General features: G+C 59.0%; 7 protein-coding genes. All 7 read right to left on the bottom strand.

All coding sequences use genetic code 11. The features are described from left to right. Nucleotides 1-2: 2 nt before the first annotated feature. The 7 genes from QOL84_RS19770 to QOL84_RS19800 all read right to left on the bottom strand — a co-directional run bounded on the left by QOL84_RS19770 (nt 3) and on the right by QOL84_RS19800 (nt 18,664). On the bottom strand, nt 3-4,601 hold the full coding sequence (locus QOL84_RS19770) for a hypothetical protein (protein WP_283438282.1): 4,599 nt from the start codon (nt 4,599-4,601) through the stop codon (nt 3-5). A 145-nt stretch (nt 4,602-4,746) separates the two neighbouring features. Beyond that, nucleotides 4,747-9,321 (bottom strand): dermonecrotic toxin domain-containing protein, encoded by a 4,575-nt coding sequence (locus tag QOL84_RS19775; protein ID WP_283438283.1) that lies wholly within the window; start codon nt 9,319-9,321, stop codon nt 4,747-4,749. A gap of 149 nt (nt 9,322-9,470) precedes the next feature. Next, a complete protein-coding gene (locus QOL84_RS19780; protein WP_283438284.1) occupies nt 9,471-10,571 on the bottom strand; it encodes a polyamine ABC transporter substrate-binding protein in 1,101 nt (366 codons plus the stop codon). Continuing rightward, on the bottom strand, nt 10,568-11,593 hold the full coding sequence (locus QOL84_RS19785; protein ID WP_283438285.1) for a histone deacetylase family protein: 1,026 nt from the start codon (nt 11,591-11,593) through the stop codon (nt 10,568-10,570). The genes QOL84_RS19780 and QOL84_RS19785 overlap by 4 nt, the downstream gene beginning before the upstream one ends. 205 nt (nt 11,594-11,798) lie before the next feature. After that, nucleotides 11,799-12,791: an AraC family transcriptional regulator gene (locus QOL84_RS19790; RefSeq protein ID WP_283438286.1), complete on the bottom strand. Its 993-nt coding sequence runs from the start codon at nt 12,789-12,791 to the stop codon at nt 11,799-11,801. A gap of 96 nt (nt 12,792-12,887) precedes the next feature. Continuing rightward, nucleotides 12,888-17,528, bottom strand: a complete 4,641-nt coding sequence (locus QOL84_RS19795) for a dermonecrotic toxin domain-containing protein (RefSeq protein WP_283438287.1) — start codon at nt 17,526-17,528, stop codon at nt 12,888-12,890. A gap of 131 nt (nt 17,529-17,659) precedes the next feature. Beyond that, the gene (locus QOL84_RS19800) at nt 17,660-18,664 is read right to left on the bottom strand and encodes an asparaginase (RefSeq protein ID WP_283438288.1); all 1,005 of its coding nucleotides are present in this window, start codon (nt 18,662-18,664) and stop codon (nt 17,660-17,662) included. Nucleotides 18,665-18,720: the final 56 nt, after the last annotated feature.

The following is an 18,720-nucleotide window of genomic DNA, read 5'->3' on the forward strand; positions in this document are numbered from 1 at the left end:
TTTTACGCTTCGGCGGGGCCCGCCTGTTGTGGATGAAGAAACAGATCCCGCACCGCCGGAGTGACGATCCGGCGCAGCAGATTGTCCACCGCATCGAAGTGCTCCAGGTCCTGACGCGATTTGCTCGGCAGACTTTGCAGATAACTGTCGGCAAACTTCAGGTGCGCGGCAGTGAACCGCTCAGCCGGATCAGCCAGATTATCGTAATGAAAGTGCGCGACCCAAAGGGGTTTGTTCTGTCGCCTGATATCGAGGATTCGATACTCCTGGAAAAAGTCCTTGCGTTGTTTCGTGCGAATGCGACCACGCTCGTCTCTGACGATCTGCACCAGATCGTGTTCGTGCAACCATTGCAGATAGCTTTCTCGCGGCCTGCGTCCGGTAAGCATACCGCTGTAGACGCTGATGCCTTCACCGCGCAAACGTGTCGCGGCCGTGCGCAGTTCGGCAGCCAGGGTTGCAATCGGAAAATCGGCACGCCTGCGCGCGAATAGGTCATCAACACTCACCGCCGCCTGATCGAGGCGAGTGGCCTGTTGATCGAACAGATCTTTCATGTCATCCGGAATTCGCGACGGTCGTTGCGCATCGATGCGCAGGCGTTTGATGAACGCATCGAGTCCGGCGATCATCGACATGGCGTTGTCCACCAGCGGTTCGTCGCCCAGAGCCGCTACAGGTAAAATGCGCCTGGCCGGAGCGCGCACGATAGGCATTTGCTCGACCACCGGCGCGGGTTCTGGAACAGCCCTGCGAGGTTCAATGACCTGTGGCCGTGCCCGGTTGACCCGACCTGCCGCGCGCGAAGACGACGGGACCGGTTCGAGTCTGGCCATCGCCGCAACCGGAAGTTCTTCCGGCTCCGGCAATGCCTTGAGCAGGCGCTCACGGGCTAACTCATGAAACGCGTTCACCAACTGCTGAACCCGTTGGAAACGTTGGGTTTCCAGACGGGCGGCGGAGCTGTCGAAGACGTCTTGCAGGCGCCGCCCGGCATCTGCCAGGCGGTCGACCAAAGCACTGAGCCTCACCACTGCCAGTTCTTGTGTTTCGGCGGGTTGTGGCGTGTTGCGCCTCTCGACCAAGGCATGCCCGGCTTCGGCCGCACCCTCGAAAACCGGCACAATCAACTGTCGCAGCGGATCCAGAGTGCTGTCTGGTGCCTCGCGCAATGACAGTTCGATGGACATGCCGATTTCATTGGCGTGCAGATCCCGACGCGAGAATGACGGCAGCAGCCTCCGGAGGTCGTCAGCGATTTTCTGAGCGACGCCGGAGTGATGGTTCAACCTTTCGAGCGAGGCGTGCAGTAGATCGAGACGCTCGACCATCTCATCGCTCACGGCGATGGCGTTTCGAGCCGCTGTCATCTGGGTCTTGCGTGAATGAGGTTGCGCTGGCTCTGCGGTGTTGAGCTGTGGCGCAACGATTTTCGCGTATTCGCGCAGCTTCATGCGCATCCAGCCGCTGAGGAAACGATGCTGTTCAACGGTCATGCGCATCAGTTGCGACTGATAAAACACTCCGGCGCCGCCCGCTTCACGCCATTGCTCCAGTGTTGCCAGCGCCCCGGTGTAGGAATTGGCGAGTTCATCGGCCTTGGTGATGTAGAGCGTGATTTCAGCCTCGGACATCGGTGCTTGCTCGTCAGCCTCGTCCAGGGGTTTCAAGGCTTCGCTCAGGTCGGCCTTGCGTCCGGCTTCCTGTTCGATGAACCGATGCAGTTCCTGCCACGTGTCAGCCTTGCGCTTGGCCTTTTCGCGGCGTAGCGCCTCGATCCTCCCGGTCGGTCCACCGCCGCGCAAGCGCAACCTCAGTTCCCAGTGCCAGCGAGCAGCTTGCGTGTCGAAACGGATGCTCAAACCCGGATGAGCAGGGTCGGCCGGATCAAGGGCGAATACAGGCTCGTCGACTTGTGCGCTGACTTGAAACCAGCGCTCGCCAACCTGGGCATAGAGCTTGCCTTCGGACGCATAGAGATGATCGGCGTTGGGACGCGCTCCTTCGGGCAGGGAAGGCTTGGTCACCTTCATATGATCGATGGTTTTCAAAAAAGCGCTTTGCGAGTCGATGCGCGTCATTTTCGCCGGCGCCAACAGGGAAAGATGAGCCGCGGGCAGTGGGGTCGTGAGGGGCGTGTTGTCATGCGTTATCTTCGGTTCCTTGCGCAGCAGCGGCGCAGGCGGGGGCAATTCTGTGCCCGACGCATGCTTGAGCGCTGTTTTTTCACTCACCGGGCTGGAAAGCCGAAGCCGGCGAACAGCGATGCGTTGCCCAAGCAGAATGCCCAGCGTCAGCAGAACATCACCGATCGATGACCATTGAGCAGACGTATCACCCTGCTCGTGGGCATCCTGCGCCTGCTGGATCTGGGCGATGGTTTGCCAGACCCAGACAGCGGTGCCTGCCGGGCCGCTGAGAAAATTGGCAGCGACGCCAAAAATCGCCCAACTGCTGTCTGCCAGGATCGCCCAGCGGCGCTCGGCATTGGAGGTAGACTGGCGATCGGCAAGATCAGCCAGCGCCTGGCTGTGGCTGGTGAACAGGCTCGTGTAAATGTCAGCGCTCAGCGGCGTGTCCGCGAGGTTTACGGCGGCCGTCAGATCGAGATGGATGAAGGGTTCGAAAGCCAGCTCGGTAAGGGTCCACGGCGAGGGCAGGCCGCTCGAAAAAACGTATTGGGCGTAGTCGAAACTCAAGGATCGGTTGGGCAGCCAGGCCAATACCGAGTCACGCAGTTCGCCGGATTGGTAGAACGCATACAGCATGTTTTGCGCGGAGGGAAACTGCCGCAACGGTTGATCCAGCAGTGGCCGATAAAGCAGGCAGGGGCCGTCCTTACCCGCAGGTGGGCCGATGATGTACATGTTCGCGACGGTGTCGGGGGTGCTGCCCAAACGAAAGCGCGGCATGAACGCCAAGGGGCGGATCTGCACGGGCCAGTCAGCGACGGCGCTGTTATCGGCAATCGATTTGACCAGCTGGCGAACCTGGCGGTAGCCCTGCTCGTCGACATCGCCCTGGCGCTTGAGTTTGCACTCCAGCGCCAGCAGCGGCAGCAACAGGGGTAACTGCCGGCAATAGCGGGCCTTGTAGAGTCGCGCCTGAGGCGCATCGTCGATCAAGCTGGTTTTGATCAGCTTCGGATAGTTTTCGCCGATGTTGACCTTGCCTGCCAGACGCACCAGCAGATCCACGGTCAGCCAGCCCGGTGTGGGCGTCGCATCAGCGTAGGCGATCTTGGCGAGGTAGGGCCGGATGTTATGCAGAGCGAATTCGCCAAGTGTCTGCACGCGAGTGCTGAAGGGATCGGGCAGGGTCAATCCGCCGGCCTCAAAGCTCTGGGTGACGGTGATCCGTACTTGATCCGGACGCAGTAGTGCTGTTTCTTTGGCGGGCCTGGCGGCAGTAATGGCTTCGCGCATCTGCTGTTGGGCATAGTCGGCGATAAGTGCAATCTTGTTGACGTCGAATGCATCGCTATCGGCGTCTCTGAGCCTGCCCAATTCCGTCAGGTATCCGCTGTAGGTCTGGATATCGTCCAGTGATCCGGCAATCAGCCAGTCGGGGATGGCTTCGTCGAGAAGTCCAACGCGTACATCGCCGGCTATCTCCTCACGGCCACTGTGCTCTTGAGGCGAAATGAACCTGACCAGCGGCGAGCGGCTCATCGGGTCAAGCGCGTCGATCGAATCGATCTGGCAGCTCACCAGTGCCCGAACCAAGGCATCAAAGATATTGCCATCGGGTTCATACAGTCGCCATTTCAGGGTCTGACCGCTCAGCTCCATGTCGATTCGCTCAGGCAGGGTGGCGCCCAGCTCCGCCAGCGAGCTGAACGATTCAAAGCCTTCATCGATGGTGTACATCGTGACCAGTTCCCGGCTGCCGAGCTTCGCCGTCAACACCAGCGCGCCGGCGACCATCAGATGCCGGGTCTGATTGGCTTCTGCCAGCTCGAAGGCGAGGTCGAGATCGATCAGACTGGCACGCACATCCGACAGGCCTGCGTGGGTTGTTGCGCGCGAAGCCTTGTCCGGGAATGCCGAGACATGGCGTGCAAGCCTGCATTCGTTGGTATCCCAGCCTTTGATCGACTGCACATCAAGGGTTTCTTTCAGGGTGTCAGCCAACTGTTGCCAGCGCGGTATTTCTTCTTCGGTGGCGTTCCAGTAATCCAACTGGTTTTGGGCGAAAGCAAGAAACAATGCCGGCGCATTTTCGTTGAGCATTGCACTGATCGCATCCATACCGACGGGTAAATGGACCGGGTCTTCCATCTCGGGCGCCAACGTCAGAAAGTGTTCACCTTCTATGTAGTTGGCGGTCTCACCGGTAAACGCCAAGCGCGCCAATACGTGTGGCAGGGATTCGAATCGGCTGCTGTGACTGAGCATTTTCTGCCCTTGCTGGTGCCAGACAGGCGTCATCAACATGATGTCGTCCGGAGCGACCAGCAATTGCGCAAAGTTTTTCTTCAGGGCTTTGCGCAGCATCTCTACAGCCGCTTCTTGCAAGGTCGGTCCGCCACTGGTTTGTTCCACCAGTCGGCTTTTTTTGAGCAGGGGCGGGGTGATGATCGTTCGGGTTGTTTCACTCATTGGTAGTTACCGGTCAGAAGGTGGACGGTGCGGCAACTGCCGCTGCACCGAACATTAACGAGGCGTCCAACCGCTCTGGTGGTAGATATATATATATAGGATGAAAAAAGCCCGCACAGGGCGGGCCACTGATTCGTGTGCGAGGTCAGGAAAAGAACAATGTCGAGGCTTGGGTGTGGCTGATGGCGCTGCGGTGGATGGCGATCAGTTCCTGATTGCTGTGGCCTTCGCGCTCGACATAGGCACCGCCCAGCCGGCGCTGTTCGACGGTTTTCAAATGCGCGGCGGTGAATGACGGCAACGGATCGTCAGGGTTGGCATAGTGGAAGTGGGCGTACCACAGGACTTTACCGCTCTGTTTGTCGAGAATCGGGTATTCGAGCAGATAGTCTTTGCGCGGGCCTTTGAGCCGGCGGCGTTCAGTGGATCGAGTAATCGTCACTTCTTGCTTGCTGTACAACCATTCGACTCGCGCCGCAGTCGGGGGCTGTTGTTTGGTGATTTCGATCCGGGCCGTTCGACCTCTGGCATAAAGTGCCGTGGCTTCTCTTTCGAGTTGCTGACGCACTTCGGTAGCGGAAGCGGTTTTGCTTTCGACGTGATTGCCAGAGGTGAGTGCTTTGTCGATCTTGTCCATGGCATCGCGCAGACGCGTGGCGTGCAGGTAATAGATCTCCTCGATCTCCGTAGGATTGCGTTGCGCCCGTGCGATGTGTGACTGGGTGCGCTGCCTGAAGGCTGGCAGTTCGTCGAGCAATTCCCTGGCGCTCTGCAGGCTCTTCGAGAGCCCAGGCCCAAGCCTTGGCAATCCGACCGGTTTGGCAGGAACCCTCTCGACCCAGTTGCCCGGGGTTTTCTCGTGAAAGGTGGCAATCACTTTACCGGTCAATGGCGCCACTACATCGACCAGATCGCCGTCCTGCCCACCACCACTGCGCCTGGGCTGACCAACCAGTGTGCCCTTGTAGCGGGTCTTGATGATTTTACGCATTGGCGGCGTCGACGATTTTGACGGCCCGGCAACTGGCTCTACCAAGCGCTGTTCGCGCAACAGGTTGGACAGCTGCTGCACAGCATTCTGTTGAAATTCGCCAACGTGGCGTTTCACCTGCTCAAGGCGTTCGCTGACCAGATATTGCGGATATTCACTGACAAGGTCGCCAAACCGCTGGTCGATGACTTCGAACTGTTCCACCAGATTGTTCATCGCCTCCACGCGCTCACCGAGCTGGTTGAAACCTTCTTCCGCGCTCAGGTCGAGCACGCTCTGAATGTTCAGAGAGGCATCCTCGACGAGATTCTCCAGGGCGGCACGTGCACCCTCACGAGACTCTCCCGTTTCGGCCGACAGACACAGTTCCTGACCCAAAGTGATTTGCAACAGCTTCAGGTCCTCCAGCGAGAACTTTGGCAGCCTGGCCTTGTACTCGCGGATGACGTCGACGGCTTCTTTGCCAAGCAGGTTCAGCTCGGCGAAACGGTTGTGGGCAAATTCGATTTTCTCGATGATGCCCTTCGTCAGGTCAGACATCTTTTCGAAAGGTTCGGAGCGCTCTGCAGCAGCTTCGCTGGCGTCCTCATCAAGAAGCACGAGTGTCTGTGCAAGACTTTCGCGAAATGCTGTGTAAGTCTCGTCGATCCAGCTCTGCATGAGGAACAATTGCAGGGAAAGCCGCTCGATCATTGCACCGCGATAGTTGGGTATCGCCTCAAGAAGATTCAGCGCTTTCAGGCTGTCGATGTTAGCGCTGTACTCCTTTGCTTGAGCGTCGAGCGTATCGAGAAACGTCTGCCGGGCGCTTTCAGCATTTTGTTCGGTGGCCTCCAGCATGGCGCGTCGAACGTTGACCAACTCGCTGCGCTTGCCAGCCAGACCGGCGTCGAATACAGCAATGTCGCGTTTTTTCTGCTCTAACTTCTTCGCATTCTGTTTCAGCAATTTTTTGCGCTGACTGTTGAGGCCGCCGGCGCGCAGGCGCAAGCGCAAGTCGACAAACCATTGCCCCCGGGCATTGACGATCAACAGCGGCCCGGTGCGGGTTGGCTGCTGGCGCGTATCGATGATCTGCACATCATCATTGTCATTGAGACCGACTTCGAACCAGCGTTCGCCGACCTCGGCATACCACTTTTGCCCGGCGCTGCAAAGGTGCCGGTACGCGCCTTCGGTCGCGGCTGTTGCCAGTAGTTCCGGCCGGTTCACCTTCAGACTGTCGAGTACCGTGCCCAGGTTCGAAGACGATTGTTCCAGGGCTCCGAGCACGTGCAGCGACAGCTCGTGATCGCCCGGCAGTTCAGCGCCGCTGATATCCGCAAGACGACTGAAGCGAATGCTCGCGGGCGCTGCGGGTTTGCTGGCTGGAGGGGGTTTCTCGGGGAGAACGCCGGATCGCGCTCGCTGCGGTTGCTTGCGTGTCGCCGCTCGATGCGCGAGCGCCATGCCCAGCGACAGCAGGATGTCGGTCAGCGCGGTCCAGGGCACGGGTTGCTGCTGGTTTTGTGCATCGGTGACCTCTTGCAGGTCGTCCATTATTTGCCAGATCCACGCCGCAGTACCGACGCTACGCCCCAGAAACGGCAGCGCCGCATTGAACAGTGCCCAGCCACCGCGCTTGAGTGTGGCCCAGCGGGCTTCGACATTCGACACCGACACGCGATCGGCCAAAGTGATCAGTGCCTCGGCGTTGGTTTTGAACAGGCTTGCCAATACTTCCGGCTCGATCACCTGGCCAGACATAGTCACGTTTGCACGGTCATCTGTCGCCGAGCCTGGGTCGATCAACAGTTGCGGAATGGTCCACACCGAAGGCAGCGTTCCGGGAAAAACGTATTGCGAATAATCGAAGCGTACCTTGTCCGGCAACCAGGCCAGTACCGACTGGCGCAGTGTGGTCGAATGCTTGATCGCATACAGCAGATTTGTCCTTGACGGGTATTGCAGCAGCGGTACATCGAACAACGGGCGATAGAGCAGGCAAGGGCCCTTGTGCGCATCGCGTGGGCCGATCACGAACATGTTGAGCACTTCGTCTGCGCTATCGCTGGCCTTATCGCTTTTGACGAACGCCAGAGGACGCACGACGATATCCTCGCCATCGACACGCCTGTCCGTCGGTTCTACGGCCAGCGCCGCCACGACGTAGCGATAACCTTGTTCATCAATACCTGCTTCGCCGCGGATCTTGTGTTGCAGCGCCAGCAACGACAATTCAACGGGCAATTGACGACTGTAGAGCTGCTGCAGGCGTGCAGCCTGGGTTTTGTTTTCGACCAGGCGCTGCTCGAGCAACTGCGGATAGGTCTTGCCGATATCGACCGACGTGACCAGGTTTTTCAGGTAGATGGCGGTCATCCATGTCGGCACCGGTGTCGAACTGTTGCGGTAGCGCACCGACAGATCGCCCAGTGGCAGACCGGCGAGATTCTGCAGCGCCAGATCGACCAGCGACAAGGTCAGGGTCTGCGGCTGTTCTGGTGCGACAAACGTGCCCCAGACCACAACGCTGGTATCGGTTATTTCCACGTCTTGCAGCTTGAAGTCCTGGGTCGGTGTGCGATCGATCGCCTTTTGCAGCTTGTCGAGGGTAAAGGCCTGGATGTCGGGGATTTCGCTCTGAAAACTCTTGCCCGAATTCTGCTGCTGCACGGCGACCAGATCCAGCAGGTGCCGGCTATAGCGGGTCTGGTCTGCGGGCGAGGCATTGTCCAGCCAGGACGGCAGGGCGTGTTCGGTGTGGGTGAAGCGGCGGGACAGGTTTGACTCGGCGCCCGGACTGGCGCCGCTGCCCAGATGGGCGAGAGCAATCGAGTCATTTCGAATTTGGAAAAAGTCGACCTCGCCGATCGCCTGGGCTTCCAGCGCAATCAGCGCGCAGGCTTGCTGATCGAAAAAATTGCCTGTTGGCTCGAATAGCCGCCATTGCACTTGAAGCGCATCGGCGCCGGGCTGCAGAGGCCACTGCAAGGACTTTTCCAGTTCGGTGAAGCTGTCGAAGCACTGGAATCCCTGAGGAACCGAATGCGTGAGGATGATGGTCCGTTCGCCTTTGCTGCCGAGCAGAACGGCCGTGTCGAGGACATTGAGATGGCTACGGTCGGTGGTATCGCCCAGATCAAGATCGATCAGACAGGTACGAGTCTGATAGGTGTCCTCGAGCGCTCGTTCGGTTTTGTCCGGGTTCTTGAAAACGCCTAGCGCCATTGCCCGTTGATCGGCATCCCAACCGTTGTCGGCGCTGACGTTCCAGACCTGCTGCAAGGTCTCTGAAAGTTGGTGCCAGCGCGGTACGGAAGGGCTGATGGTTTCGTTCCAGTAGTCGATCTGCTGTTCTTCCAGCGCCGTGAGCAGCAGCGGGGCGAGTTCGTTGAGCAAGGCGCCAACCGCTTCGATGTCTACGGGTAACTGGACACAAGGCATGACGTCCGGTTGTTCGGTAAGAAAATGTTCGCCGTCGATGAGCGTGATCGCGGTGCCAGACAGGGCCAGCCGTACCAGTGCATCGGTGAGCGACTCGAAATGGTAGGGCCCCGCGACGATTTTCCGGCCATCGAAGTGCCAGGACGGCGTGGCAACAATGGCCAATGTCGGATCGATGACCTGTTGCGGGTAGGACTTTACAAGGGCAGGAAGCAAGGCGTTCGCCGCCACTTCACTGAGCGACGGGCCACTCACCAGTTGGCTGAGTACATCGATGGCGCTGGGCGCCGGTTTCTCTGACATGACCATATCCTTGGCTGACGTTTGCGGCCGCTGCGATGCGCAGCGCCGGACGACAGCACGTTAGGTCAGTGGCCATGGCGGCAGGTGGTACATAGTTATCGCAGGCAAAAAAAGACCCGCAGGTGCGCGGGTCTTTTCTGGCGGAGCTCTCAAGTCCCTGATTTGATTTTGGTCCAGGCCCGCGTGCGTGCCCGCTCGGCATCACGAGGCAACGGTTGCAGGGTGTACAGCGTGCTCATCGCCGCATCCGTCGGGTACAGGTTGGGATTGTTGCGGATCGCCGGATCGACCCGTTCGGTGGCGTCCTTGTTCGGGTTCGGATAGCCGACAAAGTCGCTGACCGGTGCGATTACCGCTGGTTGCAAGAGGTAATTGATGAAGGTGTAGGCGTCCTCGGTGTTCTTCGCGCCCTTGGGAATCGCGAGCATGTCGAACCAGATAGGTGCACCTTCCTTGGGCAGGCGCATATCGACCACCACACCATTTTTGGCTTCCTTGGCGCGGTTGGCGGCTTGCGAGAAGCTGCCGGAATAGCCGACCGCCACGCAGATGTCGCCGTTGGCGATATCGGCCATGTACTTGGACGAATGGAAATAAGTCACGTACGGACGGATCTTCATCAACAGCGCTTCAGCCTTGGCGTAATCCGCCGGGTTCTTGCTGTTCGGATCGAGACCCAAGTGTTGCAGGGCCAGCGGCAGAATTTCCGACGGCGAATCGAGCAGGGCGACGCCGCACTGCTTGAGCTTGCTGATGTTTTCTTCCTTGAAGATCAGATCCCAGCTGTCCACCGGCGCATTGTCGCCCAGCGCAGCTTTTACCTTGGCCGGGTTGAAGCCGATCAGGATGGTGCCGTACATGTACGGCACGGCGAATTTGTTGCCCGGATCGTTGGCTTCGATCAGCTTCATCAGTTTCGGATCGAGGTGGTTCCAGTTCGGCAGCTTGCTGCGATCCAGCGGCTGGAACACCCCGGCTTCGATCTGCTTGGCGAGGAACACGTTGGACGGTACTACCACGTCGTACCCGGAATTGCCGGTGAGCAGCTTGGCTTCCAGCGCTTCGTTGGTGTCGAAGATGTCGTAGACCAGTTTGGTCTGGGTGTTCTGTGCCTTGAAGTCTTCAAGGGCCTTGGGCGTGATGTAGTCGAACCAGTTGTAGACGCGCAACGTGCGTTCTTCAGCGTGGACGACCCCGCTCAGCAGCGCGGCGCACAAGGCCGGCACGATGACCTGCTTGAGGGTTTTCATTGTTCGAAACCTTCCAGCACGTTCACCGCGTTGATGCCGATTTCTTCGACGGCATAGCCACCTTCCATGACGAACAGCGTCGGCTTGCCGAGGGCGGCAATACGCTTGCCCATCGCCAGGTAGTCCGGGCTGTCGAGCTTGAACTGCGAGATGGGATCGTCCTTGAACGTATCGACACCCAGCGACACGACAATGATGTCGGCACCGTAACGGTCGATCTCGGCGCAAGCCTGCTCGAGTGCCGCGCTCCAGGCAGCCCAGCCGGAGCCGGCCGGCAATGGGTAGTTGAAGTTGAAACCTTCACCGGCACCTTCGCCGTGCTCATCGTCGTAGCCGAGGAAGAACGGGAATTCCGCTTCCGGGTGGCCGTGGATCGAGGTGAACAGCACATCGCTACGCTCGTAGAAAATCGACTGTGTGCCGTTGCCGTGGTGATAGTCGACGTCGAGGATCGCGACTTTCTTGTGGCCCGCATTGAGGAATGCCTGAGCGGCGATGGCGGCGTTGTTGAGGTAGCAATAACCGCCCATCAAATCGCTGGCGGCGTGGTGTCCCGGTGGACGGCACAGGGCGAAGGCACTGCGCGCGCCAGCCTGGATGTGCGCTTGCGCAGTCAGGGCAACTTGCGCTGCGCTGTACGCCGCTTGCCAGGTGCCGGCGGTGATCGGTGCGCCGCCGTCGAAACTGTAATAACCGAGTTGGCCATGCAGGCTGGTCGGTTTGATTGCGCGCAGGGTGCGTGCCGGCCAGGTGTAGGGCAGCAGATCACCGTCGGTGTTGAATTCGGTCCAGCGATCCCAGGCACCTTTGAAGAAGTCGAGGTAGTCGCGGCTGTGAATGCGCGCGATGGGTTCGAGACCGAAATCCTTCGGCGCCTCGACCGGGCCGAGGTTCTGGTTTTGCACCCGTTGCAGTACGTGGTCGGCGCGCGACGGCATTTCGAAGCACGGTTTGAGCTGGCCATCGATGAGTTCGCAGCGGCCATGGTGCAGGTGGTGATCGTCTGAGTAGATCGTCAGCATTTGTTGTTCTCCGCAGGGCTGATTCGGTTGCCCCCAGTGTTGCGGTGCGAGGCGAATCGGAGAACGGCAGGAAAGGCCAAAAAGGGATCGATATGGCCAAAAATCCTGACCGAAATTCGCCCCCTGAGGATCAAAGGATCGCAGCCTTCGGCAGCTCCTGCACCGATCCCTGTGGGAGCTGCCGAAGGCTGCGATCTTTTGACTTTCAAGCCCTGAATTGGCTGGGGGCGACACCGCTCCAGCGCACGAATGCGTGGCGAAAACTCGCGGTTTCGCTGAAGCCAAGGGTTTCGGCGATACGGTAAATCGGCAGTTGATCCTCACACAGCATCTGCTTGGCCCGTTCAAAGCGCAGTTCATCGAGCAGTTCCTGGTAACTGCTGCCCATGTCCTTCAGATGCCGGCGCAGGGTGCGCGGCGAACAGTTCATTTGCTGCGCCAGACCTTCCAGGCCCGGCGCGGGGTTCAACTGGGCACAGAGCAACTGACGGATGCGTCCGAGCCAGGCCTGACGCCCGGTAAACTCCAGGTTTTGCTTGCGACAGCGCTCGGCCATCGCCTGGTGGGTGATGGCATCGGCCAGTGGCAACGGCTGATCGAGCCAGCGCCGGTCGAAGGCAAAGGCGTTGTCCTTGGCAGCGAAGTGCAACGGGCTGTCGAAGTGTTCGGCGTAGCTGTGGCGGTAATCCGGTGCAGCGTGTTCGAATCGTGTCGCGAGCAGCGGCAGTGGATGGCCGAGCAAGTCGTCACAGATCAGTTTCAGCGAAACCAGGCAGAACTCGGCATTGAATACCGCCATAGCGGGACTTTCGCGGTAGTCGGCTGCCACGAACCAGACGCGCTGGCCGTCGTCTTCCAGGCTCAGTTCGAAAAGTGTTCCCAGCAGCGCCGGATATTTGATTGCCAAGTGCAATGCGTCACCGAAGGTGGCACAGGTCAGCAGTGCGTAACCGAGAATGCCGTAACAGGAAACGTGCATGCGCCGACCCAATTCAAGGCCGATGTCGTGTTTGAGAGCGACCGCGTTGGCGCAGACCTGCATCTCCTGATTGGTGGTGATGCGCGTGTCGGCCCGGTTCAAATCTGCCGCACTGATGCCGCTGCCGGCCAGTAGCGCGTCGCTCGACAAGCCTTCGGCCTTGAAGGTGTTGAGGATCAGAGAAACCGCGTTGAGGGTGGTGAGATGGGAGTGCAGCATGGTCGCCTCCGTTCGGGTTCGCAGGAATCGAGCAAGTAGCGTGCCGCGCGAGACGCCCGCGCGTTGGCGGGCGTTCGCGAGGTTCGTCTGCGCGACTCAATCGCTGTTGAAAAACAACGTTTGCGCCTGATCCAGGCCGATCATGCTGCGATAGTAGGCCAGCCGCTGTGTGCCACTCAGTCCGCGGATGCTATTGGACTCCTGCGCCTGTTGCTGCTCCAGCGGGGTTTTGAGGCGTGCATAAAGGAACGACTTGTTCGGCACCCACGAAGTCGAATAAAGGAAGTGCGCATACCAGAGCACTTTGCGTGTGGTCCGGTCGGTGACGGTGTATTCGTCCAGATAGAGTGCCTTGGCACCTTTGAGGCGTCGCCGGGTGACGGTTTTGGCGATATTGATTGCGTTGTTTTTCTGTAGTCGCGAAACCGCCATCAGCGTGGGTGGTTGCTCTTTGGTCATTTTCAGCAGGGCTGTGCTGGCCTTCAGGTAGAGATCGTCGACGGCATCGCTGAGCTTTTTGTTGATGACTGCGGCCGAGCGCAGGTTGCTCTCGGTGGCGTTGCTGTCTGTCAGTGCCTGGTCGATGGCACTACTGATGTGTTCCAGTTGCAGGGCCTGTTGATGAAACAGAAACTCGACACCGAGCGGCGAGCGCCCCGGCTGTTTGATGAGTTCATCCATGCGGGTAGTAAACGCTGCCAGCGTATCGAGCAAGGTCTGTCCTTTGTTCAGGCTGGTTTCAAGTGCGGGGGTCGGGATCTTGGGTGACGTATTGCTTACACGTTCAACCCAGACTCCGGGTGTCTTCTGATGGAACGTGGCAATCACCTTGTTGGTAAGAGGTGACTTGATGTCGACCAGATCGGTTTCCAGTCCCTGTCCAGTCAGGCGTGGCTCACCGATCAGCATGCCGTTGTAGCGTGTATGGATGAATTTCTTCTTTGGCCGCGGCGGTTGTGGAGGTGGCACTGGCTGGCTTCTCAAGGTATCCCGTTCTTCAAGTACCAGTACCAGATTGCGTTTTGCGTTGCGGTTGAGCTGATCGAGTTGTCCGCGTAACCGCGCAAAGGGCTCTTCAAGCACCTGTTCGGCGTAGGTGGTGTTGAAGTCCCCAAGACGTTCATCGAGCACGTTGAACTGCTCGATCAGGTCGTTGAGGCTATCAATGCGCTCGTCGAGCCGGGCGACGCTGCGCTCCTCCAGTGTGTCGCGCAATGCCTGCACGGCAATGTCGGCGGTGTCGACAATCTGGTCAAGGATGCGCCAGGCTTCGGCGGCCGTTGCCACTGAGTGTTCGGCCAGGCAAGTGTTGCGCGCCAGCGTCACCTGCAACGCTTTGAGGTCGTCGATCGAATACGCCGGAAGTGTTCTGCGGGTGTGTTGAATCAGGTGCAACCCATCCCTTTTGAACGTTTTCAGCTCTTGCATTCGCGCTTGAATATTCTCAAGTCGGGTAATCATGTCCTGATTGAGCGTGATCATCTGTCGCGCCTCGGCAATTTGTCGATCCTCCCGGGCTTCGGCCTGCCGTTCGAGATGATTCAGTACGCTGCGCAATTTTGGCGTGAAGACGGTCAATGCTTCACGAATGCCGGCATGCGTGAGTTCAAGTTGAGCCTTGAGGTAGCCGAGGGATTTCTGCTGATAGTCGGCCGTTGGCGAAAACACATGCAATGCCTTGAGATCGCTCAAGGCTTCGCCATAGGCGGCTCGTTGTGTTTCCAGCGTCTTGAGGAATTGTTCTCGGTGAGTCGCAACCGTTTCGGTGGTGGCCGTGCTCATCGCCTGATGGGCTTTTTCAAGTTCTTGCTGCGCAGTCGCTTTGCGGTTTTCAAATGCCTCCAGCCGGGTGCGCAGTTTGTCCGCCTCCAATTTACCTTCGGCTCCAGCCGCACGCGTCATGCTGGTTGAGCCGCCGCCGCGCAAGCGCAATCGGGTATCGACGAACCATTCTCCACGCAGATTGCTGAACAGCGCAGGACCCGAGCGCGTCGCTGTTTGCGCATCGATGATGTTCACCGTGCCGTTCTCATCTACCGTGACTTCGTACCAGTCCTTGCCTACCGGCGCGTAGCATTTTTTACCCTGGCGATAGAGATGAAGATAGCGGCCTTTTTCTGTACTGGCGGCTCCCAGTCCTTCCGGCCGCTTGATCTTGAAGCGGTTCAGCACAAGGCTAAGACTGGTCGGCGTTTGATTCACCGCTCCGCTGATGTTCAGCGTCTGCTGCAAGTCTGTCACTTCGTGGGGAGCGCCCTTGTCGAGTTGCTTGAGGGTGCGTACCGGTACTGAAGGCAGTGGATCTTTAGCCGGCTTTGAGGTGACTGATTCCTGACGGGATCGTGGGGTTTGCGGACTGCGGGCGGCAATATGCAGAGTGATCGCCATGGCCAGATTGAGCAGCGCATCGGTGAGCGCTGCCCATTGCTCGGGTTTGTCGCCTTGTTCATGGGCGTCTTGAAGTGCTTGCAGTTGATCCATGATCTGCCAGATCCACGTGGCGACGCCAGCGACGCGTCCAAGAAACGGCAGGACGCCGTTGAACAGTATCCAGCCTGCACGCTTGAAACTGGCCCAGCGATTTTCGCTGTTGGATACCGACTGGCGGTCGGCAAGCTCAACCATTGCCTGCGCGTTGGCTTTGAACAGCGCGGTGGGGAGATCGCCGGCGAGCTTTTTTGAACTCAGGCCGATCGGCCCGCTCATCATGGTGAGTTTGCTGGAATCGATCAGAAACTCGGTGACCGACCAAGGTGACGGCAAGGTGCCGGGGAAAACATAGTTGGCATAGTCGCTGCGGGCGTTGTCAGGCAACCAGGCCAGCACCGAGTCGCGCAGGCTGGACGATTGCTGGATGGCGTAGAGCAAGTTGCTGGTAGACGGATATTGGCTCAGGGGCTGATCGAGCATCGGGCGGTACAACAGGCATGGCCCGGCGGTAGGATCCTCGGGGCCGATCACGAACATGTTGGCGACTTCGTCCTCGCTGCCGTCAGTCCTGCGTTTGGGGATAAAGGCCAGCGCACGCATGACGATGGTCTGGTTCTCGACTACACGATTTTTACTGTCGGTTTCCAGCACGGCCATGACATAGCGGTACCCACGCGCATCAATTCCAGCCTCGCCGCGAATCTTGCATTGCAGGGCCAGCAACGGTAGCTGGATGCGCAAGTGTCGGGCGAACAGAGTCTGTCGGGCAGCCACTGTCGACGTGCTGTCGAGCAATTGTTTTTTGATCAGCGCCGGGTAGGTTGTACCGATGTCCGCGCGGGTGACGAGATCTTCCAGATAATCCACGGTCAGCCATGAAGGCAACGTCTTGTCGCGCGTTGAGACAAGGGTTTTGTTGCCCAGAGGGGGGACCGCGATCAGATTCTGCAAGGCCAGCTCGACGACACTGAAGTTGTAGGTGTCGATCTTTCCCGGAACGGTAAACGTGCCCCAGATCACCGGGCTTTTCACCCGCAGTTGAAGCGACTCCAGCGCCGTTTCCAGTTCGGGTGCGGTGCGCAATTGTTCAGCGTGCTCAAGCAGGGTTTGGGCGTGCAGGGTATTCAGTTGGCTCAACGCATATTCGCTGATCGGCAGGATGCCATCCAGATAGGATTTTCCAGCGTTCTGACTGTTTAACGCGGCCAGATCCTTCAGGTGGCGAGAGTAGTTGTTCAGGTCGGGCAGGGAAGCGTTACTCAGCCAGTCGGGCAGGGCGTCCCTGAACCAGTCCAGGCCCGGACTGTTTTTTTTCGCAGACTCATGCACTTCAGGTGTCGATGTGGATAACGGTTTTTCGCTTTCGGTTGCAACGCTGTCGGAAAAATCCAGCGAACCGATCACATCGATTTGAATGGAGACCAATGCACAAGCCTGATAGTCGAAAATACTACCGAGAGGTTCGAGCAGCCGCCATTGCAAATTGTGGTAGGTTTCGGCGGCGTTGATATGCTCGGGCAGCGTTGCTCCGAGCTTTTCCAGAGAATCGAACTTCTGGTAGCCGTTGAGTAATGAGTGGGCAAGGATGACTGTCTCGGTTTTCTGTTTGCCGATCAACACGACCATCGAAACTTCGTTCAGATGCTTGATGTTGTCGCCATCGACCAGGTCAATGGCGATCAGGTACGCGTTGATCTGATAGAGATCGTCGGGTTTTCTGTCGACTTGCGCCGGAGTTTGATAAAGCGTGCGGGCCATCGCGCAGTCAGCATCACTCCAGCCTTTTACCTGATTGACGTTCCAGAGCTTGCGCAGGGTGTCGGACAACGCATGCCAGCGTGGCCCGGAGCTGTTGCCGGGGCTGTTCCAGAACATCAGTTGCTGTTCCTGGAAGGCCGTAAGCATCACGGGTGCCAACAGATTGAGCAGGTTGGCGATCTCGTCGATTCGCACCGGCAAATGTACGGCGGGTTCGCTGATCGGTTGTTGCGCCAGAAAGTGCTCGCCTTCGATGTACAAGGCCGGGATGCCGTGCACGACCTGGCTGGCGAGAATTTCAGTGAGTGCCTGATAAGCCGTAGGTCCGGCCACTATCTGGTCGTCGATCAGCGCCCAGGCCGGGCTGCCGACCATTGTGCTGCCGGGATCCAGATCCAGCGCGGGATACATTTCGCGCAAATGCTGGCGCAGCAGGACGGCCGCCACATCGCGCAAGTCGGGTCCGACACTGAGTTGAGTGATCAGCGCTTCAAGGGGGTTGGCGTCGCTGACGGCTTGTGGAGTGGAGCTTGAGCTGGATGAAATCATCGTGCGTCCCTGCATTGGTGATGGAGCTTCCCGAGGCCAGGCCTCGGGGTTGCTTCATGCTATGGGGGCACAATCGAGCGATGGTGGTAGATATATATGCTGTGCGGTTTTAATCCTGACAGTCGGAGCGATCAGCTCAGTTCGCCACACAGGTCGAGTTCGATCAGGCGACGTATTTCGGCGTTTTCCAGGCCGGTGCCGAGCAAACCATGCAATTTGCCGAACGCCGCTTCACGGGTCATGCCGCCGCCCGACAGCACGCCGGCGCTACGCAACCGACTGCCGGCTTCATACACATCCAGCTCGACGCCGCCTTCATGGCACTGCGTCACCGCCACCACCACCACGCCGTTGTCGCGCGCGCGGCCGAGGCTGGCGAGAAATTCGGCGTTATCACTCGGTCCGGTGCCGCTGCCGTAGCACTCCAGCACCAAGCCCTGAATGCCGCTGTCGAGCAGGCTATCGACAATCTCGGCGCCTATGCCTGGAAACAGTGGCAGCACGCCAACCCTGGCCAGTTGTTTCGGCTGGTTGTAGTTCAATGACGCAGGAATCGAGGTGGCTTTGACTCCGCCGCCCTGACGCTCCAGGCGCTTGAACGGATGACGGCCAAAGCTGCGCACTTTCGCGCAACGGGTCGGGTCCAGCAGTTCACCATGGAAGTACAGATGCACGCCTGGCGCCAGGCCTTGGCCAAGCGCGACCAGTGCGCCGCCGAGGTTTTCCCAGGCATCACTGTCGGTCACGCCGGCCGGCAGCATGGAGCCGGTAAAGCACACGCGCGCGTGCAGACCGAGGAGCTGGAAACTCATGGCTGCGGCGCTGTAGGCCAGGGTGTCGGTGCCATGCAGGATCAGCACGCTGTCGCAGCCTTGCACGTCAACGGCATCGGCCACCGCTTCACGCAGTTGCTGCCAATAGGCCGGAGTCATGTTGGCGCTGTCGATCAGCGGCGACATCTCACGGAAGCGCCAGTGTGGCACGGCGAGTTCAGGCTGGCTGTGCAGGTAGTCGCGCATCCGCGCTTCGAAACCGGACGCCGGGGCCAGGCCATTGGCGCTGGCCTGCATGCCGATGGTGCCACCGGTGTAGAGCACCATGACGTGTTGGGCGGCGGGATAAGTCGAAGGGTTCATAGGATTCTCCGAAACGATGAGTTCCTGTAGGAGTGAGCCTGCTCGCGATAGCGGTC

This window comes from Pseudomonas helmanticensis (assembly GCF_900182985.1).
GTDB lineage: Bacteria > Pseudomonadota > Gammaproteobacteria > Pseudomonadales > Pseudomonadaceae > Aquipseudomonas > Aquipseudomonas helmanticensis.